We start from the raw sequence: 14964 nt of genomic DNA, 5'->3' as shown, positions 1-14964 counted from the left end.
TTTTACACGCCCGGTGGCTTAAATTCACCCTCTTTAATTGTCATATCGATACATAAACGACCAACCTGATAAAAACCCTGTTGCGGACATCCCGTATTGCTCATTTTGTGTATAAATAAGACATTAGCCAGGTGTATTTGCACACTCGATTCGTTCAATTAGAGAACGATAATAATCACAAAGCCCAATACCCAATGGGCACAGTTTCATCAAATCATAGGGGATACCAATGAAAGCAATTCTGGCAAAATCCGCCGTTGCAATCAGCCTGGCCGCGTTGGCCATGGGTGCAGCTTACGCAGACAAATCCAAATGGCCCAAAAGCTTTACCGTAGGTACTGCTTCTCAGGGCGGTACGTATTACGCATATGGCGCTGGCTGGGCAAACCTGGTTGCAGAAACTGTGGGCATTACCGGCGGCGCGGAAGTTACTGGCGGCCCCACTCAAAACCTGGCTTTGGTACACACAGGTAAACTTGCCTTTGGCATGACCACCATGGGCCCAGCGCGCGAGGCACTGGACGGCAAAAGCCCCCTGGCCCCCGGCCTGAAGATGAACAAGGTATGCGCCATGTTCCCCATGTACCAAACCCCGTTCTCGGTCACCGTGCTGTCCTCCAGTGGAATCAAATCCATTAAGGAGATTCCACCTGGCTCCAAAATCGGTTTTGGCCCTGCAGGTTCTACCTCTGACACCTACTTCCCGAAAATGCTGGAAACCCTGGGCGTGAAATTTGAACGCCGCAACGGTGGCTGGAGCGATTTGGGCGGGCAATTGCAAGATGGCCTGATCGATGTGGTGGCATTTGCAGCCGGTGTACCCATTCCTGCCGTGACCCAGCTTGAGGTGCAGACCGAGATCAATATTCTGGAATTTACAGAAGCTGAACAGAAAAAGATCATGGACACCTACCCCGTGTCGGCATTCCCGATCAAGGCCAGCACTTACAAAACCTTGAAGAAAGATGCACGTGCGGTATCCATGTGGAACTACGCCATTGCCAACTGCGACCTGCCAGAAAGCTTTGTATACGAAGCGACAAAGGCGGTGCTGGACAACAACGAGAAAATGTTGACCATCCACAAAGGTGCCCGCACCACATTGGCCGAGAACTGGGACAAGAACACATTCATCCCATTCCACCCCGGTGCCGTGAAGTATTACGAAGAAAAAGGCATCAAGATTCCAGCGAATCTTAAGTTGAAATAAAAAGCAAACAGCCTTGACGGCTGAATCGGGAAGCGCTGGACTCAACTCAAGAGTTCAGCGCTTTTCTTAAACCTCAATTCTCAATTTTTTTTGAATCGGTCAAATCATGTCCAAATCCACCAGCATATCCAGCCATGCCGAAGAGGAACACCTCATCGCGCAAGGCGTCGATGACGAACCAATGGCAAGCAATCAACGCAAATTTGTGCAAAAAACAGCGCTGTTTGTCTCAATCATTTCTGCGGCTTATGCGTTTTGGCATGTGTTTACCCTTAACATCGCGCCGGTGGAAACCTGGGCTTTTCGCATTCTGCACGTTTCAGGCGCGCTGATTATTGGTTTCATCGCCTATTCATCTGCGAACATTGACCAGCCGCAACGTGGCAATCAAATGCTGATCAAGGCCTTGGCTGTATTACTAGCCTTACCCGCCCTTTACTCGCTTTACATTGTGTTTGACATGAACCAGATCATTGCCAATGGTGAAATGATCGCACCCGAGATGGAAGTGAACCAGTTTGGCATTCCCCTGGCCATCGCAGGGCTGGGTGCTATCGTGGCCTCATGGTTTCTACGCCCGGAAGGCCATCGCTTCAACTGGCTGGATGCAACGCTGGTTCTGGCAACAATAGCGAGCACAGCCTATTTGATGGTGCACCTGGACGGCACTGCGCTGCGCATGCGTGCGGGCACGCCTTTCGCCTCACCCGGCAATGCCTGGGCAGCCATGGTAGGTCTTGCCCTGATTCTGGAACTGACGCGTCGCGTGGCCGGAAGCGCCTTGGTGATCATTTCAGTTATTTTCGTGCTCTATTCATTCGTTGGGCCTTACCTGCCCGGCTTTTTGACACACGACGGCTTTGATTTCAGCCGCTTCTTTTCCTACATCTACACCGATGCGGGAGTGTTGGGTGCAACCACGGCAGTGTCTTCCACCTACATTATTTTGTTCATTGTGTTCGCTGCGTTTCTGCAGGCTTCCAAAGTGGGCGACTACTTTGTCAATTTTGCATTTGCTGCCGCAGGAAGAGCCCGTGGAGGCCCTGCCAAAGTGGCAGTTTTCGCGTCTGGCCTGATGGGCATGATCAACGGCACGAGCGCCGGCAACGTAGTGGCCACGGGTTCGCTGACCATTCCACTCATGAAAAAAGTAGGCTACAACGGAAAAACTGCTGGCGCCATTGAAGCCGCAGCCTCTACTGGCGGGCAAATCATGCCGCCCATCATGGGCGCTGGTGCCTTCATCATGGCGGAAATCACGGGCATTCCCTACTCGGAAATCGCGATCGCGGCAGTGATCCCGGCCGTGTTGTACTTCCTCTCGACTTACCTGATGGTTGACTTTGAAGCAGCCAAACTGGGCATGCGTGGCATGCGGTCCGACGAACTGCCTCAATTCTCCAAAATGGTGAAACAGGTCTACCTGTTTATTCCCATCATCATCCTGATCGTTGCTTTGTTCATGGGCTATTCAGTGATCAGGGCCGGCACATTGGCCACGGCTGCTGCTGCTGTAGTTAGCTGGCTCACGCCCTTTAAGATGGGTCCAAAAAGTATTTTCAAAGCCTTCGATCTTGCGGGGGTCATGTCGATTCAGATCATCACAGTGTGTGCCTGTGCAGGCATTATCGTGGGTGTGATCGCCTTGACGGGTGTGGGCGCCAGGTTCTCCTCCATTCTTCTGGACATTGCTGAAAACTCGCAACTGATCGCCCTGTTCTTTGCGATGTGTATTGCAATCTTGCTGGGCATGGGAATGCCAACCACGGCAGCCTATGCAGTGGCTGCTTCGGTGGTTGCGCCTGGCCTGATTCAACTGGGAATTCAGCCACTGGTGGCCCACTTCTTCGTGTTCTACTTTGCAGTAATCTCGGCAATCACGCCACCTGTGGCGCTGGCCTCGTATGCAGCCGCCGGCATTTCAGGCGCAAACCCCATGGCAACTTCGTTCACGTCCTTTAAAATCGGTTTGACGGCCTTTATCGTGCCTTTCATGTTCTTCTACAATGCGGCGTTGCTCATGGAAGGTGAATGGTTTGTGATTTTGCGTGCCTTTGTCACGGCGTGTATCGGCGTGTTTTTCCTGGCGTCCGCCATCCAAGGCTGGTTCTGGGGCGCACACTCGAACTGGGTAGTACGGGGCATTTTGCTTGTCGCAGCGCTTTGCATGATCGAAGGTGGTTTGTACACCGACATTGGCGGTGCTGTACTGGCTATTGTTGCCATCATTCTTAATAAATTCTTTAAAGGAAAACCCGCGCCAGAACCCATGGTTCAAACTCGCGGAATGGATTAAAAACGTAACACCCTGAGGCACCTACACTCTTTTTTAGTGTAGAGCCTCAGGTTCAAACCCTTTCATTGCCAAAGCGATTTCCCTATAGTGCGAAGTGTCACGAAATTTGACTACCCGCTACCCAAGGAGATCTCACGATGTACGCATTTGAAAAAACAGCTGAACTGCTGACCAAAACCAATACCGAACTGAAGAACCAGCACCAAGTTGCTGCCAAGGCATTGAACAGCCTGGTACAAGCACAATTTGGCCTGTTGTCACAAGGTTTGGGTAACGCATTCACTGCTGCTGAAAAGCTGCCTTTGGCTGACAAGTCAGTGGTTGTCAATGCACGCACCGAGATCAAGCAAGGCTTGGAAAAAGTTGTTGGTGTTAGCCAGGTGTACACACAAAAAGGCGTTGAGCTGTTCGAACAGCAATTGCCAGTTGTGATCGACAAAGGTTTTTCATACGCAGCTTTGGCTTTGTCGCAAGCCGAGTCTTTGACTGAAAACGCAATCACCATGGGTGTAAGCGCCTTGGAACAAGCCAAGAAAAACGAAACTTTGAAGCCTGCCATTGAGCAAGCCGAGCAAATCGCTTCTCAGTTGTTCGAGAAAATTGGTGTGAAAGGTGAAACTGGCGCGACGAAAACTGCCAAGAAGCCCGCTACCAAGAAAGCTGCTGCACCACGCGCCAAGCGCGCTGCTGCTACACCCAAGGCCTCGGTCTGAAAAGACATTGCCCAGCTTGAGCTGTGCTTTGACTAAACAAAAAACCCTCGAACTCTCGAGGGTTTTTTTATGGTGACAATGAATTGTTCAGTGCGTTGTCAAAGCAACCAAAGAATCAGGCCGTAGCACACACTGGCACCGAGCACACCGACAAACCACTCTCGTTTGGCTTCCAGTTCACCCAGCATGGTCACATCAAAGCGCTTGTTTGCGAAATCGTCCATGGTAATACTCCCGGTGCATAATGCACATGTGTGTTGATGACTCTATTTAAGAGCAAAAACACAAGTGAGTCTTTCCCACAAAGGGGGCCACCTTATCCGACTACCCCCAAGAGGTAAATACAATGACAATTAGTTCGGCCACCGCCTTTGCCATACTGTCCGCAGGGTTCTTCCTTTTGGTTGGACTTTTCAGTGGATTGTGGAAATTCTTGCAAATGTGGAAAAGCGCTGAAGGTTTGGCACACCCATACGTAGACATCGCCCACCGGGCCAGTCTGCTTTACGGCTTTGCGTGCATCACTTTGGCCGTGTTGGCACATTTCAGTGTCTTCAATCCAGACAACAATCTTTACGCGGCAATAATCGTAATTGCTTTTTTTGTGCTGGCCGTTACCGGCTACCTGATACAGGCTGCACTCAAAGGACCCGACAACCAACTGCGACAACCCCACAAACTTGGAAAACACCCCATGCCCCGGGCGGGCCTGGCTGTATTCATGGTGGCCTTGGTATTTGCGGAAATTGGTGGGACGCTCTACTTGTTTGCTGGTGCGCTACAGAACCCTTTGCTGCAATTCTGGTCTTAAAGAGCAAACCATGCTTACCCGGGGATACCTCACAATGTCTAACCAGTTCACTCGCCGTTTACTGCTTGCCACGCTGACCATGCTGACCATGGCGGCGTGTAGCACAACCAGTCCTGCAAATTCCACTGGTCAGTACCAGGCCAAAGCCAACTGGACCAGTTCGTTTTTGAGCCAGGTCTTTGGCGGTCAAACAATGCCTGATGGCGTTAACAATTGGGCGTGTCGTCCCACGAATGATCAAAACCCGGTGGTGCTGATACACGGTACTTTTTCTTCCAGCATGTATTCATTCGGCGCTTTGGGCCCCGCACTGGCCAATCAAAACCTGTGTGTGTATTCGATCGATTATGGTGCAGCCGAACCCAGCGACTGGTTCAAAGGCGTAGGCGCAGTTGATGAATCGGGGCAACGGATCGCTGATTTCATCAAGTTCGTAAAATCAGCCACAAAGCACGACAAGGTGACCTTGGTGGGTCACTCTCAGGGTGGGCTGATTGGCTTTTATTATTTGAAGAAATTACAAGGTGCTGATCATGTTGATCGTTTTGTCGCTTTGGCACCCAGTGTCAATGGCACATCGATTGCAAAAACACCCAACCGCGATTTAGTGGAGTATTGCCTGGCTTGCGCGGACCAACACCCCCGCTCGGCATTGTTGCGTGATTTAAAAGATGGGCCCATTACAATGCCTGGTGTGCAATACAGCGTGCTGGTCACCAAAAATGACAAGGTCGTGGTACCTGTTGAAAATCAGTTTGTGAAAGAGCCCGGCGTCCAAAACATTTATATTCAAGACTTGCTCCCGGGTAAAAGCGTGTCACACAGCGGCATGTTGTACGACACTGAAACTCTCGATTTGATTGTCAAGCTGGTTCAAGGAAAGCCGGTACAAACCGCCTCAAACTAGCACCGTGTACTCCCGGGTTGCAGTGTCGAAACGATACAAGGGATCGCTCACCACCGCTTGATCAATGCCCTCTTTCTTCAGTTGTACTTTTTGATATTTGAAGGTGCCGGTGGTTTCCACACTTTGAAGTAAGCGCACATACTGCGGCACTGCATACCCGGGAAGTTGGCTAGTCAAATGCTTTGCCAAGGCTTTTAAGTCCAGCTCAACACCCGGTTTTACCGCCACAGCTGCCATGCCAGCCCGGCCATCAACGCCTTCCAGCTTGACGCCATATACCACTGCATGCTCCAGAAATGACAATTTGGCCAACACACCCTCAACTTCCGAGGTCGCTACATTCTCACCCTTCCAGCGGAATGTGTCGCCCAAACGGTCTACAAACTGAATGTGTTGCCACCCTTGCCTGCGCACCAAGTCGCCTGAATTGAACCAGCAATCACCTTGTTTAAACACATTGCGCAGCAGTTTTCCTTCGTTGGCTTTCGGGTCGGTATACCCATCAAAGGGGCGCAGATCGGTCACTTCACTGATCAGCAAACCCACTTCGCCACGCGCAACTTTTTTGCAGAACCCGCGTGCATTTCGTACCACCTGCTCGGAATCCGCATCGCAGGCGATCACTTCAAATGGCATTGGACAAAAACCCACGGTTTCCTTCAACCCAAAGGCATTCATAAAACCCAGGTTGGATTCGCTTGCTCCGTAAAACTCGAAAATTTGATGAATACCAAACCGGTTCTCAAAGTCATCCCATATTTCCGGACGCAAGCCATTGCCCAATATCAAGCGAATTTCATGGTTTTGATCATCCATGGTGGGTGCTTGATTCAACAGATAACGCAGCAATTCCCCGATATAACAAAACGCAGTGGCTTTGTAATGGGCGATCCGTTTCCAGAATTGACTGGCACTGAATTTTTCATCCAGCGCAAAGCAGGCCCCCGAGGCCAACACAATACCAAGCGACACGGTAAGCGCATTGTTGTGATACAGCGGCAGACAACAATAAAACACATCATTCGCAGTTAAACGCACAGCCGTACTCATTCCCGAGGCAGCTTGCAACCAACGGTAGTGACTCATCACCGACGCTTTGGGTAAACCGGTAGTGCCTGAAGTAAAGATATAAAAACAGGGCCAGTTCGCTGTAATTTGAGCAGTTTGTGCCAGGTTGTGGGAAGGCTGCGTATACCAGGCACTGCGAAAATCACTTACCCGCAAAAGGCTACTGTCCGTTTGCAGCGAGAGCAATTCGATGCCTTTGAGCAGCGTGGCGTCCTCAGATTCCAGTTGCTTAAGAATATCCAGCCCACGATCGCAGGCCAAAATTATTTTGGGCTTCACCAACTTCAAACTGTGCGCCTGCACAGCACCTTGCTGATTGATATTCAACAGCGCGGCAACAGCCCCCAACTTGGCACAGGCAATTACTGCAAGCAAAGTTTCAGGTCGATTGGCCGACAGCAACCCGACCGTGTCACCGGCCTTGACTCCCATCGAAAGCAGCCCGCGCGCCATTTGATTACACATTGAGTTGGCTTGTCCGTAGGTCCAACATTGCTCGTCACTTTTCAGGAATGAAGATTTCGCATGCTTGCGCGCAGTTTCCTGAAACAGAAGGCCTAGTGAGCGGCGTGAATGCGGCCGGAGAAATGCCAAACTGGCCAACGAAGGTAAAATATGGGGAACGTCAGGCAGAAAACCCAAGGCACCTTTGGCAATGTCAATTGCGGATACTGTTTTGCCTTGAACTGTCATTTTGTGCGGCCTCCGGGCGCTGTCTCATGTTTTTTTATACAGAAAAAGATACACTCTTTGGGTCAACGAAATTCGCTTACACACCGTTTTTATCAATGTCATCAGGCTGCCCAGTTAAGTATTCTTCCATGCCCATAGCCAAAGTACGCTCGAAAACTGTTCTTTGCCTGCTTGCGCTTGCCATGGCACTGCCATTTCATGTGGCCAATGCCAAAAATTTTATCGGTTACACGGGCAAAGGCTGGAACAACGACTTTGGGGTACTGCGTGGGCAATGCGATGCCAAGCTGGTTCAAAACGAGGCACTCAAGGGTGCCCTGACCGAGCAAATGGCCTACGTTGAATCCACCGACGCCTTCAAGACAATCTTCACTGAAACCGAATTGGTTGACGCATTTGCGGTTGACTCCCATTGCTTCGGACACACCATGGAGTTGGTGCCCTCGGGGCAAGCTGTGCGCTGGCTCAACCCAGTGAATGGCGTTGGGGTGTATTTGTCGCCCGGCGCAAAGTCTGACACTTGCCGCACTTACTTGGGCGTCACGATTGTGAATGGTGAAAAAACCAAATTCCGGGGCGAAGTGTGCTCACCCAGCAAAGGGACCTGGCAAATTCAGCAGTAACCGCCCACCAGGCTCAGGCATATACAGCACGGCGTAAACGCTGCAAGGTATCGACCTGCCCTACCAAAACCAACAACAACTTGGCGCGGGTCATCGCCACAAACAGCTTCCTGAAATCCGCCTCGTTGAAGTCAACAAAAGCCAATTCAGTCACCACAACAGCCTGTGCAGCCTGCCCTTTAAAACGATAAACCGATTCTGCATGTACATTGCCTTCGGTAAACACCTGGCTACCATTGTCATCGTACCGACCCGTGAAATGCCGCAAGCTGTGCGGCCCAAGACTGGCTTGCGCCAATACCTTTGACTTCTCGTGACCGCGCATGCTGAGCACCGCAATTTTGTCGCGAGTAAAACCATGTCGCAAGCAGGCAGTAATCGCCTTGGCGGTCTGACTTAACAAGGACTCATCGCTGTCATACTCAAAAAACTCCAGTGGCAAACCTTCCAGTGGGCATGCCGCTTCAATGTCCAATGGTAGCGGCGACTCAAACCTGAATTCATGTTGAACAAGTTGCAAAGCCTGTACCACGCGTTTGGGGTTGCGGTAATTCATGGGCGTGTGCAGGCTAACCCAAGCTGGCAAACTGACCGCCGGCTTGGCATACAGATTTTGAATGGGGTCCTCTAGCCACAACCAGCGTGTACCGGAATGCGCGCAACGCTGAAGCACAGGCAACCAGCTTTGGTCGAAATCCTGCCCCTCGTCCACCACAATTGAATCAAACACCCAACGTTTGTCCAAAGGGGTGGCCAGCACTTGCTCTGCCAAACGGCCAAACACGCCGGGCGAGGCGTAGTCCACTTCCTGCCCTGCATCTCGCAGCATGCGGTCGCACAGAGCATGAAAATTAAACACCACAGCACCCATCAAACCTGCTTCACGAACCTGCTGCGCCATGTGCGAAGAAAGCGGGCGGTTGTAACACACATACAAAGTTCGCGCTTTCAAGGCATGGTTGCGTTGCAATTCACTGAAGGCCAATTGCGACTTTCCGCTGCCCGCAGTGCCCGTTACACGCAAACGAAAAGGCTCGAAACTGAGCCTTGAAACCCATTGTTCCAAGCCATGTGACAAGCGCGTGACCAAGGTTTCAGCGGCTTGTGACAATGCCCCCACTTCAGGAACCAGATTCAGTTCATTGCACAAAAAGGAATGAATCGCTTTCGGATTGGAGTGGCTGCTGAACAGGTCAGCCGTGATGTCGATGGTTTGAATCAGTGCGGCCAACTCATCTTTGTGACGTGCGTCTACAATACGCTCGGCATTCACAGTCAGCCCGCTGGCATCTGACACGGTGAAATCCGGGCAATAAAAAACAGGCTCAACCCGAAGGGTGCCCTGGTGTTGTTGACTGAATTTTTGCTTGAGTAAAGCCCCTTGCTCGGCCAAAGCGTTGAACACGTCTTGGCGCTGCTCACCCAATTGCTTCACCACCCGGCCCTGGTCCAGCTTCATCAAACCGGTTTTCATCAAAATGCTGTAAACAATGCCGCTTGGGCCAAGTATCAGAAACTGGATACGGCCAGTGACCGTGAGCCCGTGCTCGATTCGTGACCAGTGTATGCCGTGATAAATGGTGTAGTTGTCGGGCAACTGCGCTTGCAATTGCAGCAAAACATCGCGCTCACGGGCTTGGGCGCCGTCTAGTGCAAGCTCGCTGGTGTCCGATGGATAAACCTTGGCGGGCACGCCTTACACCTCTTTGAACTGTTGTTTCAGTGTGGTGCCAGAGTAACGATCAACCCCAGCCTGAATGCGAAAACCCAGCATGATTTTGCCAGTGGTGCAATACACCTGCTCCCGCAGCCACTCAATGACTTCCTTGCCCTCGGAAAAGCCAACCGCCTCGAATTCCCAAACACGGTCATCCGCATTCCAGCGAAAACCCTTGGACTTTAGAAAATCTTTCTTCTCAAATGGTGCCTTCAGTGCAGCGATTTGGTAAATCGATTCATTGGCGCTGTCGAACAGCACCTGAAAAGGCATGCGTTGTGAAGTCTTCAGGGGCTGTGCCAATACATGAATCAAGGCATTGCAATCTTCAACCGCGCGGTGTGCGCCGTGAAAGTAGCCGCAATCGGACAGCAAATGCTCTAGCTTACGGGCTGAATAATTTTCCTGTGTCCACGGCAATTCACGAAATGTGCAGGCCCAGATTGATTTCTCAAGCCAGGGAAAGCGGCGCAGCATAAAAGGTTTGTCGAATGCTGCGTTGTGTGCCACAAACAATGCAGCGTCATTGCACAAGGCTTTCAAGGCCGCTTCATCGAAATGCTGGTCTTTCACCATGTCATTGGTAATGCCATGAATGGCCGAATTTTCAGGAGTGATCGGTACTTTAGGCTGCTCGAGCCCGCCGTAACTACCCAGCACCGCGCCAATTGCTCCGGTGTCCTGGTCCACCTCGATCAGCAAGGCACCCACTTCAATTACCTCACAAGTCGCAAAATCAAGACCCGTGGTTTCGGTGTCGACCACCAACACTTTCACAGGGCTGCTGATCTGCCCACCGAAACTGTCGCGCATTTGTATACGGCGCAGCACTTTGTAGTTGCCGCTGCTTTCCAGCCATTGGGCCACCGTTTCCGGGTCTATATTGCCCATGCTGTTGTTCAAGTCATCGTTATTCAAACGCTTTGTCCTATGGTTGAGTGTGTTGCAGGTGAGCCTGCTGTCGGCTTACTTTGACATGCCAACCTTTTTTCACCACCCGAATGCCGCCTTTGTTGATCCGCAACTGGCGGGCCAATTCCTGCAATTTCAGCTTGCCGCAGCGCACTCCTTGCCCCAACAGCCAATGCCGAAGGGTATTCAATTGGTTTGTTTCATCCAGTTCCCGCCACGGATTCAATAGCAATGTTCCTGAAGCGGAAACCACTTGCGGCGCGTAAGCCTCGGTATTGGAGTCTTCTTCTGAATAGTGTGCCTGAAAAAATTCGGCCAGTTGCAACAAGGCCTTCGGGCTTTGAGGAAAGTGTTCTTCAAGACTGGGCAACAATTCGTGACGCACCCAATTGCGGCGCAGTGTGGTGTCATCATTACTGGGGTCTTCGATGTGTTGCAAGTGATTCAACCGTGCGTACTCCAGCAGGCTGGCCTTGCTACAGTTGAGCAAAGGGCGGCACAACAGCAATTGGGGATGCAGGTGTCGATCCACCCCCACCGGGCCCACAACCCGCATGGCACCCACGCCCCGCAAACCAGACCCCCGCAGCAATTGCAGCAGCACAGTTTCAAGTTGATCATCCCGGTGGTGGGCACACAGCAATACCGTGTGTTGATTGGTTTTCATCCAGTTGAAAATTGCCCGATAACGCACCACACGGGCCTGGCCTTCAAGGCCCAAATCACCCGGCTCTACGTCGACCCTCAACGCTGTAAACGGTACACCCCACTGTTCGCACTGACTTTTGCAATGTGCTTCCCAAGAATCAGCCTGTTGCTGAATTTGATGGTTCACGTGCACAGCGTGCAGCGACAAGCCCATGCTGTGCAAAGCGTGTAGCAACACGGTGGAATCGACACCACCAGAATAAGCCACTACAAAACTGGCGGGTGTCGGTGTGTGGCGTTTGAGGTCGCTTAAAAAGGCTTCAAGCGACGGCCTCAATTACTTGCTCACCTTGAAGTGACCATAACTCATCAAGCGGTCATGGCGAGCATCCAACAAAGTTTTGGGCTTGTAGGTCACCAACATATTCAAGGCAGCCTTGATGGCGGTTTTCAAATTGTTGGCTGTTTGCGCGTGGTCGCGGTGCGCGCCACCAAAACTTTCTTTGACAATTTCCTGAATCAAGCCCAAATCGCGCAGGCGTTTTGCCGTAATACCCAACGCTTCTGCTGCATCGGAGGCCCGTTCTGCACTGCGCCACAAAATCGAGGCGCAACCTTCGGGAGAAATAACGGAATAGGTGGCGTTTTCCATCATGATGACATGGTCGGCAACGGCCAATGCCAGCGCCCCGCCCGAACCACCTTCACCAATAATTGCGCTGACAATGGGCACCTGAATTTGTGCCATCTCGATCAGGTTACGACCAATTGCCTCGGATTGTCCGCGTTCTTCAGCATCAATGCCGGGGTAGGCCCCGGGCGTGTCAACCAAAGTCACAATGGGAATACCGAATTTTTCAGCGGTTTTCATCAAACGCAGCGCCTTGCGATAGCCCTCGGGGCGTGGCATGCCAAAGTTGCGCAGGGTACGCTCTTTCACATCACGGCCCTTTTGATGACCAATCACCATCACGCTTTCACCATCCAGCCGGGCCAAGCCCCCCACAATCGAAGGGTCGTCGGCAAAATGGCGGTCGCCATGCAGTTCATGAAAATCAGTGAACGCGTTGGCAATGTAATCCAGCGTGTAAGGGCGCTGCGGATGCCTTGCCACTTGCGAGACCTGCCAAGGGGTAAGTTTGCTGTAAAGCTCTTTGGTCAACACATCGCTTTTGCCTTCCAAGCGTCGAATTTCCTCTGACAAATCAACGGCTGAGCCATCTTGAACCAGGCGCAGCTCCTCGATTTTGCCTTTCAATTCGGCAATGGGCGCTTCAAAATCTAGAAATGTTTGCTTCATGAGGTTCTCTTAATAGTCCACCACAGCTGGATCCAGACTGCGCCACAAATACCACGCTGCCACGGTCCGCCAAGGTTTTAATTTTTCCCCGAATTGTAGTGCTTCTTTCGGTCCGATGGGTTCACCTTCGAAAAATTGGCGCGAGATACCGCGCTGCACACCAATGTCATCCACAGGCCATACATCGGGCCTGCGCAAACAGAACATCAAAAACATCTGCGCCGTCCAGCGCCCTACTCCCTTGATTTCACACAGGTGGCTGGTACAGGTTTCATCGTCCATCCTGTCAAGTAATTCCAGTTTTAACCGCCCCTGCTGTTCGAATTCGCTCAAAGCCCGGGAATAAGCAATTTTTTGGCGGGAAAGGCCTGTGGCCTTCAAAGTGTCATCCGCCAAGGCGAGCAAAGAATGGCTGGTGATTTGACCATTCAAGGCACCAACCACTCGGGCCCACACCGCATCTGCTGCTTTCACCGAAATTTGTTGACCCACCAACGAGCGCAACATGGTTTCATAAGGCGCACCGCGAGACCGCAATGCCCGGTCGGAATGCCGATTGACCAAGTCAGCCCACACAGGGCTTTGCAGGGTCAACGCCATGCACGCCTCCTGCCAGTAGGCAGGCGCATCAGGGTCGTGATTCAGCCTCAGGCTCGCCGCCATTCAGTGGCACCGCCCCGTTTGTCTTCCAGCACGACACCCAAATCAAGCAACTGCTGGCGAATGGCGTCTGCTTTTGCAAAATCTCGATCCGTCTTGGCCTGTGTGCGGGCGTCAATCAGCGCTTGAATCGCTGCCTCGTCGAACGTACCTGCCTGTTCGCCCACCTCCGCTTTCTGGAAGGCCTCGGAGGTTCGACCCAACAAGCCCAACACCTGTGCCAACGCTTTCAATCGCTCGGCCAGTGTCTGATCGGCGCTGCGATTCACTTCATGGGCCATTTCAAACAACACAGAAATCGCAATGGGTGTGTTCATGTCGTCATTCATCGCCTCGGCAAAGCGGGATTCGAAGTCCCGACTCCAGTCAATGGTGGTTGCGGCTTGCACATCGCCCACGGCTGTGTACAAACGGCCCAAGGCTGCCTTCGCGTCTTGAACATGACCTTCGGAATAAGTCAGTTGACTGCGATACTGGGCACGAAGAATAAAAAACCGCACCACCTCGGCATCGTAGACTTTCAAAATGTCGCGAATCGTGAAGAAGTTATTCAACGATTTCGACATTTTTTCCGATTGCCCATTGGTTTCTACCCGCACAAAACCGTTGTGCATCCAATACTGGGCAAAGCTTTCACCGGTCGCACCCACACTTTGGGCAATTTCGTTTTCATGGTGGGGAAACTGCAGATCTGCTCCACCGCCATGAATATCGAACGTATTGCCCAGCAACTTGCAACTCATGGCTGAACATTCAATGTGCCAACCCGGGCGACCTACGCCAAAATCAGATTCCCATTTGGCATCCACAGGCTCATCGGTTTTGGCGCTTTTCCACAGAACAAAGTCAAGTGGATCATTTTTGCTGCCAGAGACGCCCACGCGTTCGCCAGCACGCAACTCATCCAGGCTTTTGCCAGAAAGACAACCGTAGTCTGGAAATGCGCGAACGGCGAAGTTCACATCACCGGAATCATCCCGATACGCCAGTCTTTTGCTCATCAGCGTTTGGATCATTTCCTGCATTTCGGCCACATACTCTGTGGCACGCGGCTCATGATCAGGCCGTTCAATGCCCAATGCATCAGCATCCTCGTGCATGGCTGCGATAAAGCGATCTGTCAACGAACGAATACTTTCACCGTTCTCAACAGCACGGCGAATAATCTTGTCATCAATGTCAGTGATATTACGCACATAGGTAACCGGGTACCCCGAGGCGCGCAACCAACGCTTGAGCAAATCGAACACCACCATGACGCGGGCATGGCCCAGGTGACAGAAGTCGTAGACTGTCATGCCACACACATACATCCGGACGTTCTGTGGATCAAGCGGTGAAAAAGCCTGCTTTTTCCTTAGAATTGAATTGTAAATTTGGAGAGACGATTTCATTGGACTCGGATA

General features: G+C 51.7%; 14 protein-coding genes. 6 read left to right on the top strand and 8 right to left on the bottom strand.

Annotated features, from left to right (window positions below):
- Positions 1-229: 229 nt before the first annotated feature.
- The 3 genes from ACVL1J_RS08380 to ACVL1J_RS08370 all read left to right on the top strand — a co-directional run bounded on the left by ACVL1J_RS08380 (position 230) and on the right by ACVL1J_RS08370 (position 4219).
- Positions 230-1210: a TAXI family TRAP transporter solute-binding subunit gene (locus tag ACVL1J_RS08380; protein WP_159571010.1), complete on the top strand. Its 981-nt coding sequence runs from the start codon at positions 230-232 to the stop codon at positions 1208-1210.
- A gap of 106 nt (positions 1211-1316) precedes the next feature.
- On the top strand, positions 1317-3506 hold the full coding sequence (locus tag ACVL1J_RS08375) for a TRAP transporter permease (protein ID WP_159571013.1): 2190 nt from the start codon (positions 1317-1319) through the stop codon (positions 3504-3506).
- A gap of 137 nt (positions 3507-3643) precedes the next feature.
- Positions 3644-4219, top strand: a complete 576-nt coding sequence (locus ACVL1J_RS08370; RefSeq protein WP_341237744.1) for a hypothetical protein — start codon at positions 3644-3646, stop codon at positions 4217-4219.
- Positions 4220-4317: 98 nt separating this feature from the next.
- Here ACVL1J_RS08370 and ACVL1J_RS08365 read toward each other — a convergent pair whose 3' ends face one another.
- Positions 4318-4443 carry a hypothetical protein gene (locus ACVL1J_RS08365; protein ID WP_256366118.1) on the bottom strand — a complete coding sequence of 42 codons (126 nt, stop codon included), beginning with the start codon at positions 4441-4443 and terminating at the stop codon, positions 4318-4320.
- A 122-nt stretch (positions 4444-4565) separates the two neighbouring features.
- Here ACVL1J_RS08365 and ACVL1J_RS08360 point away from each other — a divergent pair, with 122 nt between their 5' ends.
- Both ACVL1J_RS08360 and ACVL1J_RS08355 read left to right on the top strand, forming a co-directional pair.
- Positions 4566-5030 carry a hypothetical protein gene (locus ACVL1J_RS08360; protein ID WP_341237745.1) on the top strand — a complete coding sequence of 155 codons (465 nt, stop codon included), beginning with the start codon at positions 4566-4568 and terminating at the stop codon, positions 5028-5030.
- 34 nt (positions 5031-5064) lie between these two features.
- A complete protein-coding gene (locus ACVL1J_RS08355; protein WP_159571022.1) occupies positions 5065-5937 on the top strand; it encodes a lipase family alpha/beta hydrolase in 873 nt (290 codons plus the stop codon).
- Here ACVL1J_RS08355 and ACVL1J_RS08350 read toward each other — a convergent pair.
- A complete protein-coding gene (locus tag ACVL1J_RS08350; RefSeq protein WP_341237746.1) occupies positions 5929-7698 on the bottom strand; it encodes a long-chain-acyl-CoA synthetase in 1770 nt (589 codons plus the stop codon). The two genes, ACVL1J_RS08355 and ACVL1J_RS08350, sit on opposite strands and share 9 nt — an antisense overlap.
- 128 nt (positions 7699-7826) lie before the next feature.
- Here ACVL1J_RS08350 and ACVL1J_RS08345 point away from each other — a divergent pair, with 128 nt between their 5' ends.
- On the top strand, positions 7827-8321 hold the full coding sequence (locus ACVL1J_RS08345) for a hypothetical protein (RefSeq protein WP_159571028.1): 495 nt from the start codon (positions 7827-7829) through the stop codon (positions 8319-8321).
- Between the two features lie 13 nt (positions 8322-8334).
- Here the strand turns inward: ACVL1J_RS08345 and ACVL1J_RS08340 are convergent, their stop codons facing one another.
- The 6 genes from ACVL1J_RS08340 to cysS are packed head-to-tail and all read right to left on the bottom strand — an operon-like array spanning position 8335 to position 14952.
- A complete protein-coding gene (locus tag ACVL1J_RS08340; RefSeq protein ID WP_341237747.1) occupies positions 8335-10014 on the bottom strand; it encodes an ATP-binding domain-containing protein in 1680 nt (559 codons plus the stop codon).
- Positions 10015-10017: 3 nt separating this feature from the next.
- Complete coding sequence (locus ACVL1J_RS08335) at positions 10018-10956, bottom strand: 3'-5' exonuclease (protein WP_341237748.1); 939 nt, start codon at positions 10954-10956, stop codon at positions 10018-10020.
- A gap of 10 nt (positions 10957-10966) precedes the next feature.
- On the bottom strand, positions 10967-11935 hold the full coding sequence (tilS, locus tag ACVL1J_RS08330) for a tRNA lysidine(34) synthetase TilS (RefSeq protein ID WP_341237749.1): 969 nt from the start codon (positions 11933-11935) through the stop codon (positions 10967-10969).
- Complete coding sequence (locus ACVL1J_RS08325) at positions 11936-12898, bottom strand: acetyl-CoA carboxylase carboxyltransferase subunit alpha (RefSeq protein ID WP_159571040.1); 963 nt, start codon at positions 12896-12898, stop codon at positions 11936-11938.
- A 9-nt stretch (positions 12899-12907) separates the two neighbouring features.
- On the bottom strand, positions 12908-13561 hold the full coding sequence (locus tag ACVL1J_RS08320) for a DNA-3-methyladenine glycosylase family protein (protein WP_201301480.1): 654 nt from the start codon (positions 13559-13561) through the stop codon (positions 12908-12910).
- Complete coding sequence (gene cysS / locus ACVL1J_RS08315; RefSeq protein ID WP_491665276.1) at positions 13546-14952, bottom strand: cysteine--tRNA ligase; 1407 nt, start codon at positions 14950-14952, stop codon at positions 13546-13548. Before cysS ends, ACVL1J_RS08320 begins: the two co-directional genes overlap by 16 nt.
- Positions 14953-14964 lie beyond the last annotated feature (12 nt).

The sequence above is a fragment of the Limnobacter sp. G6BE5S genome (genome assembly GCF_058448965.1).
Note: the sequence above shows the minus strand (reverse complement) of the source record. Positions and strands in the feature narration are given on the sequence as shown.

Coding starts and splice junctions, on each gene's coding strand:
- ACVL1J_RS08325 (WP_159571040.1), bottom strand. CDS start 12,898: ATGAAGCAAACATTTCTAGATTTTGAAGCGCCCATTGCCGAATTGAAA.
- ACVL1J_RS08320 (WP_201301480.1), bottom strand. CDS start 13,561: ATGGCGGCGAGCCTGAGGCTGAATCACGACCCTGATGCGCCTGCCTAC.
- ACVL1J_RS08345 (WP_159571028.1), top strand. CDS start 7,827: ATGCCCATAGCCAAAGTACGCTCGAAAACTGTTCTTTGCCTGCTTGCG.
- ACVL1J_RS08355 (WP_159571022.1), top strand. CDS start 5,065: ATGTCTAACCAGTTCACTCGCCGTTTACTGCTTGCCACGCTGACCATG.
- ACVL1J_RS08365 (WP_256366118.1), bottom strand. CDS start 4,443: ATGGACGATTTCGCAAACAAGCGCTTTGATGTGACCATGCTGGGTGAA.
- ACVL1J_RS08370 (WP_341237744.1), top strand. CDS start 3,644: ATGTACGCATTTGAAAAAACAGCTGAACTGCTGACCAAAACCAATACC.
- ACVL1J_RS08380 (WP_159571010.1), top strand. CDS start 230: ATGAAAGCAATTCTGGCAAAATCCGCCGTTGCAATCAGCCTGGCCGCG.
- cysS (WP_491665276.1), bottom strand. CDS start 14,952: ATGAAATCGTCTCTCCAAATTTACAATTCAATTCTAAGGAAAAAGCAG.
- ACVL1J_RS08375 (WP_159571013.1), top strand. CDS start 1,317: ATGTCCAAATCCACCAGCATATCCAGCCATGCCGAAGAGGAACACCTC.
- ACVL1J_RS08350 (WP_341237746.1), bottom strand. CDS start 7,698: ATGACAGTTCAAGGCAAAACAGTATCCGCAATTGACATTGCCAAAGGT.
- ACVL1J_RS08360 (WP_341237745.1), top strand. CDS start 4,566: ATGACAATTAGTTCGGCCACCGCCTTTGCCATACTGTCCGCAGGGTTC.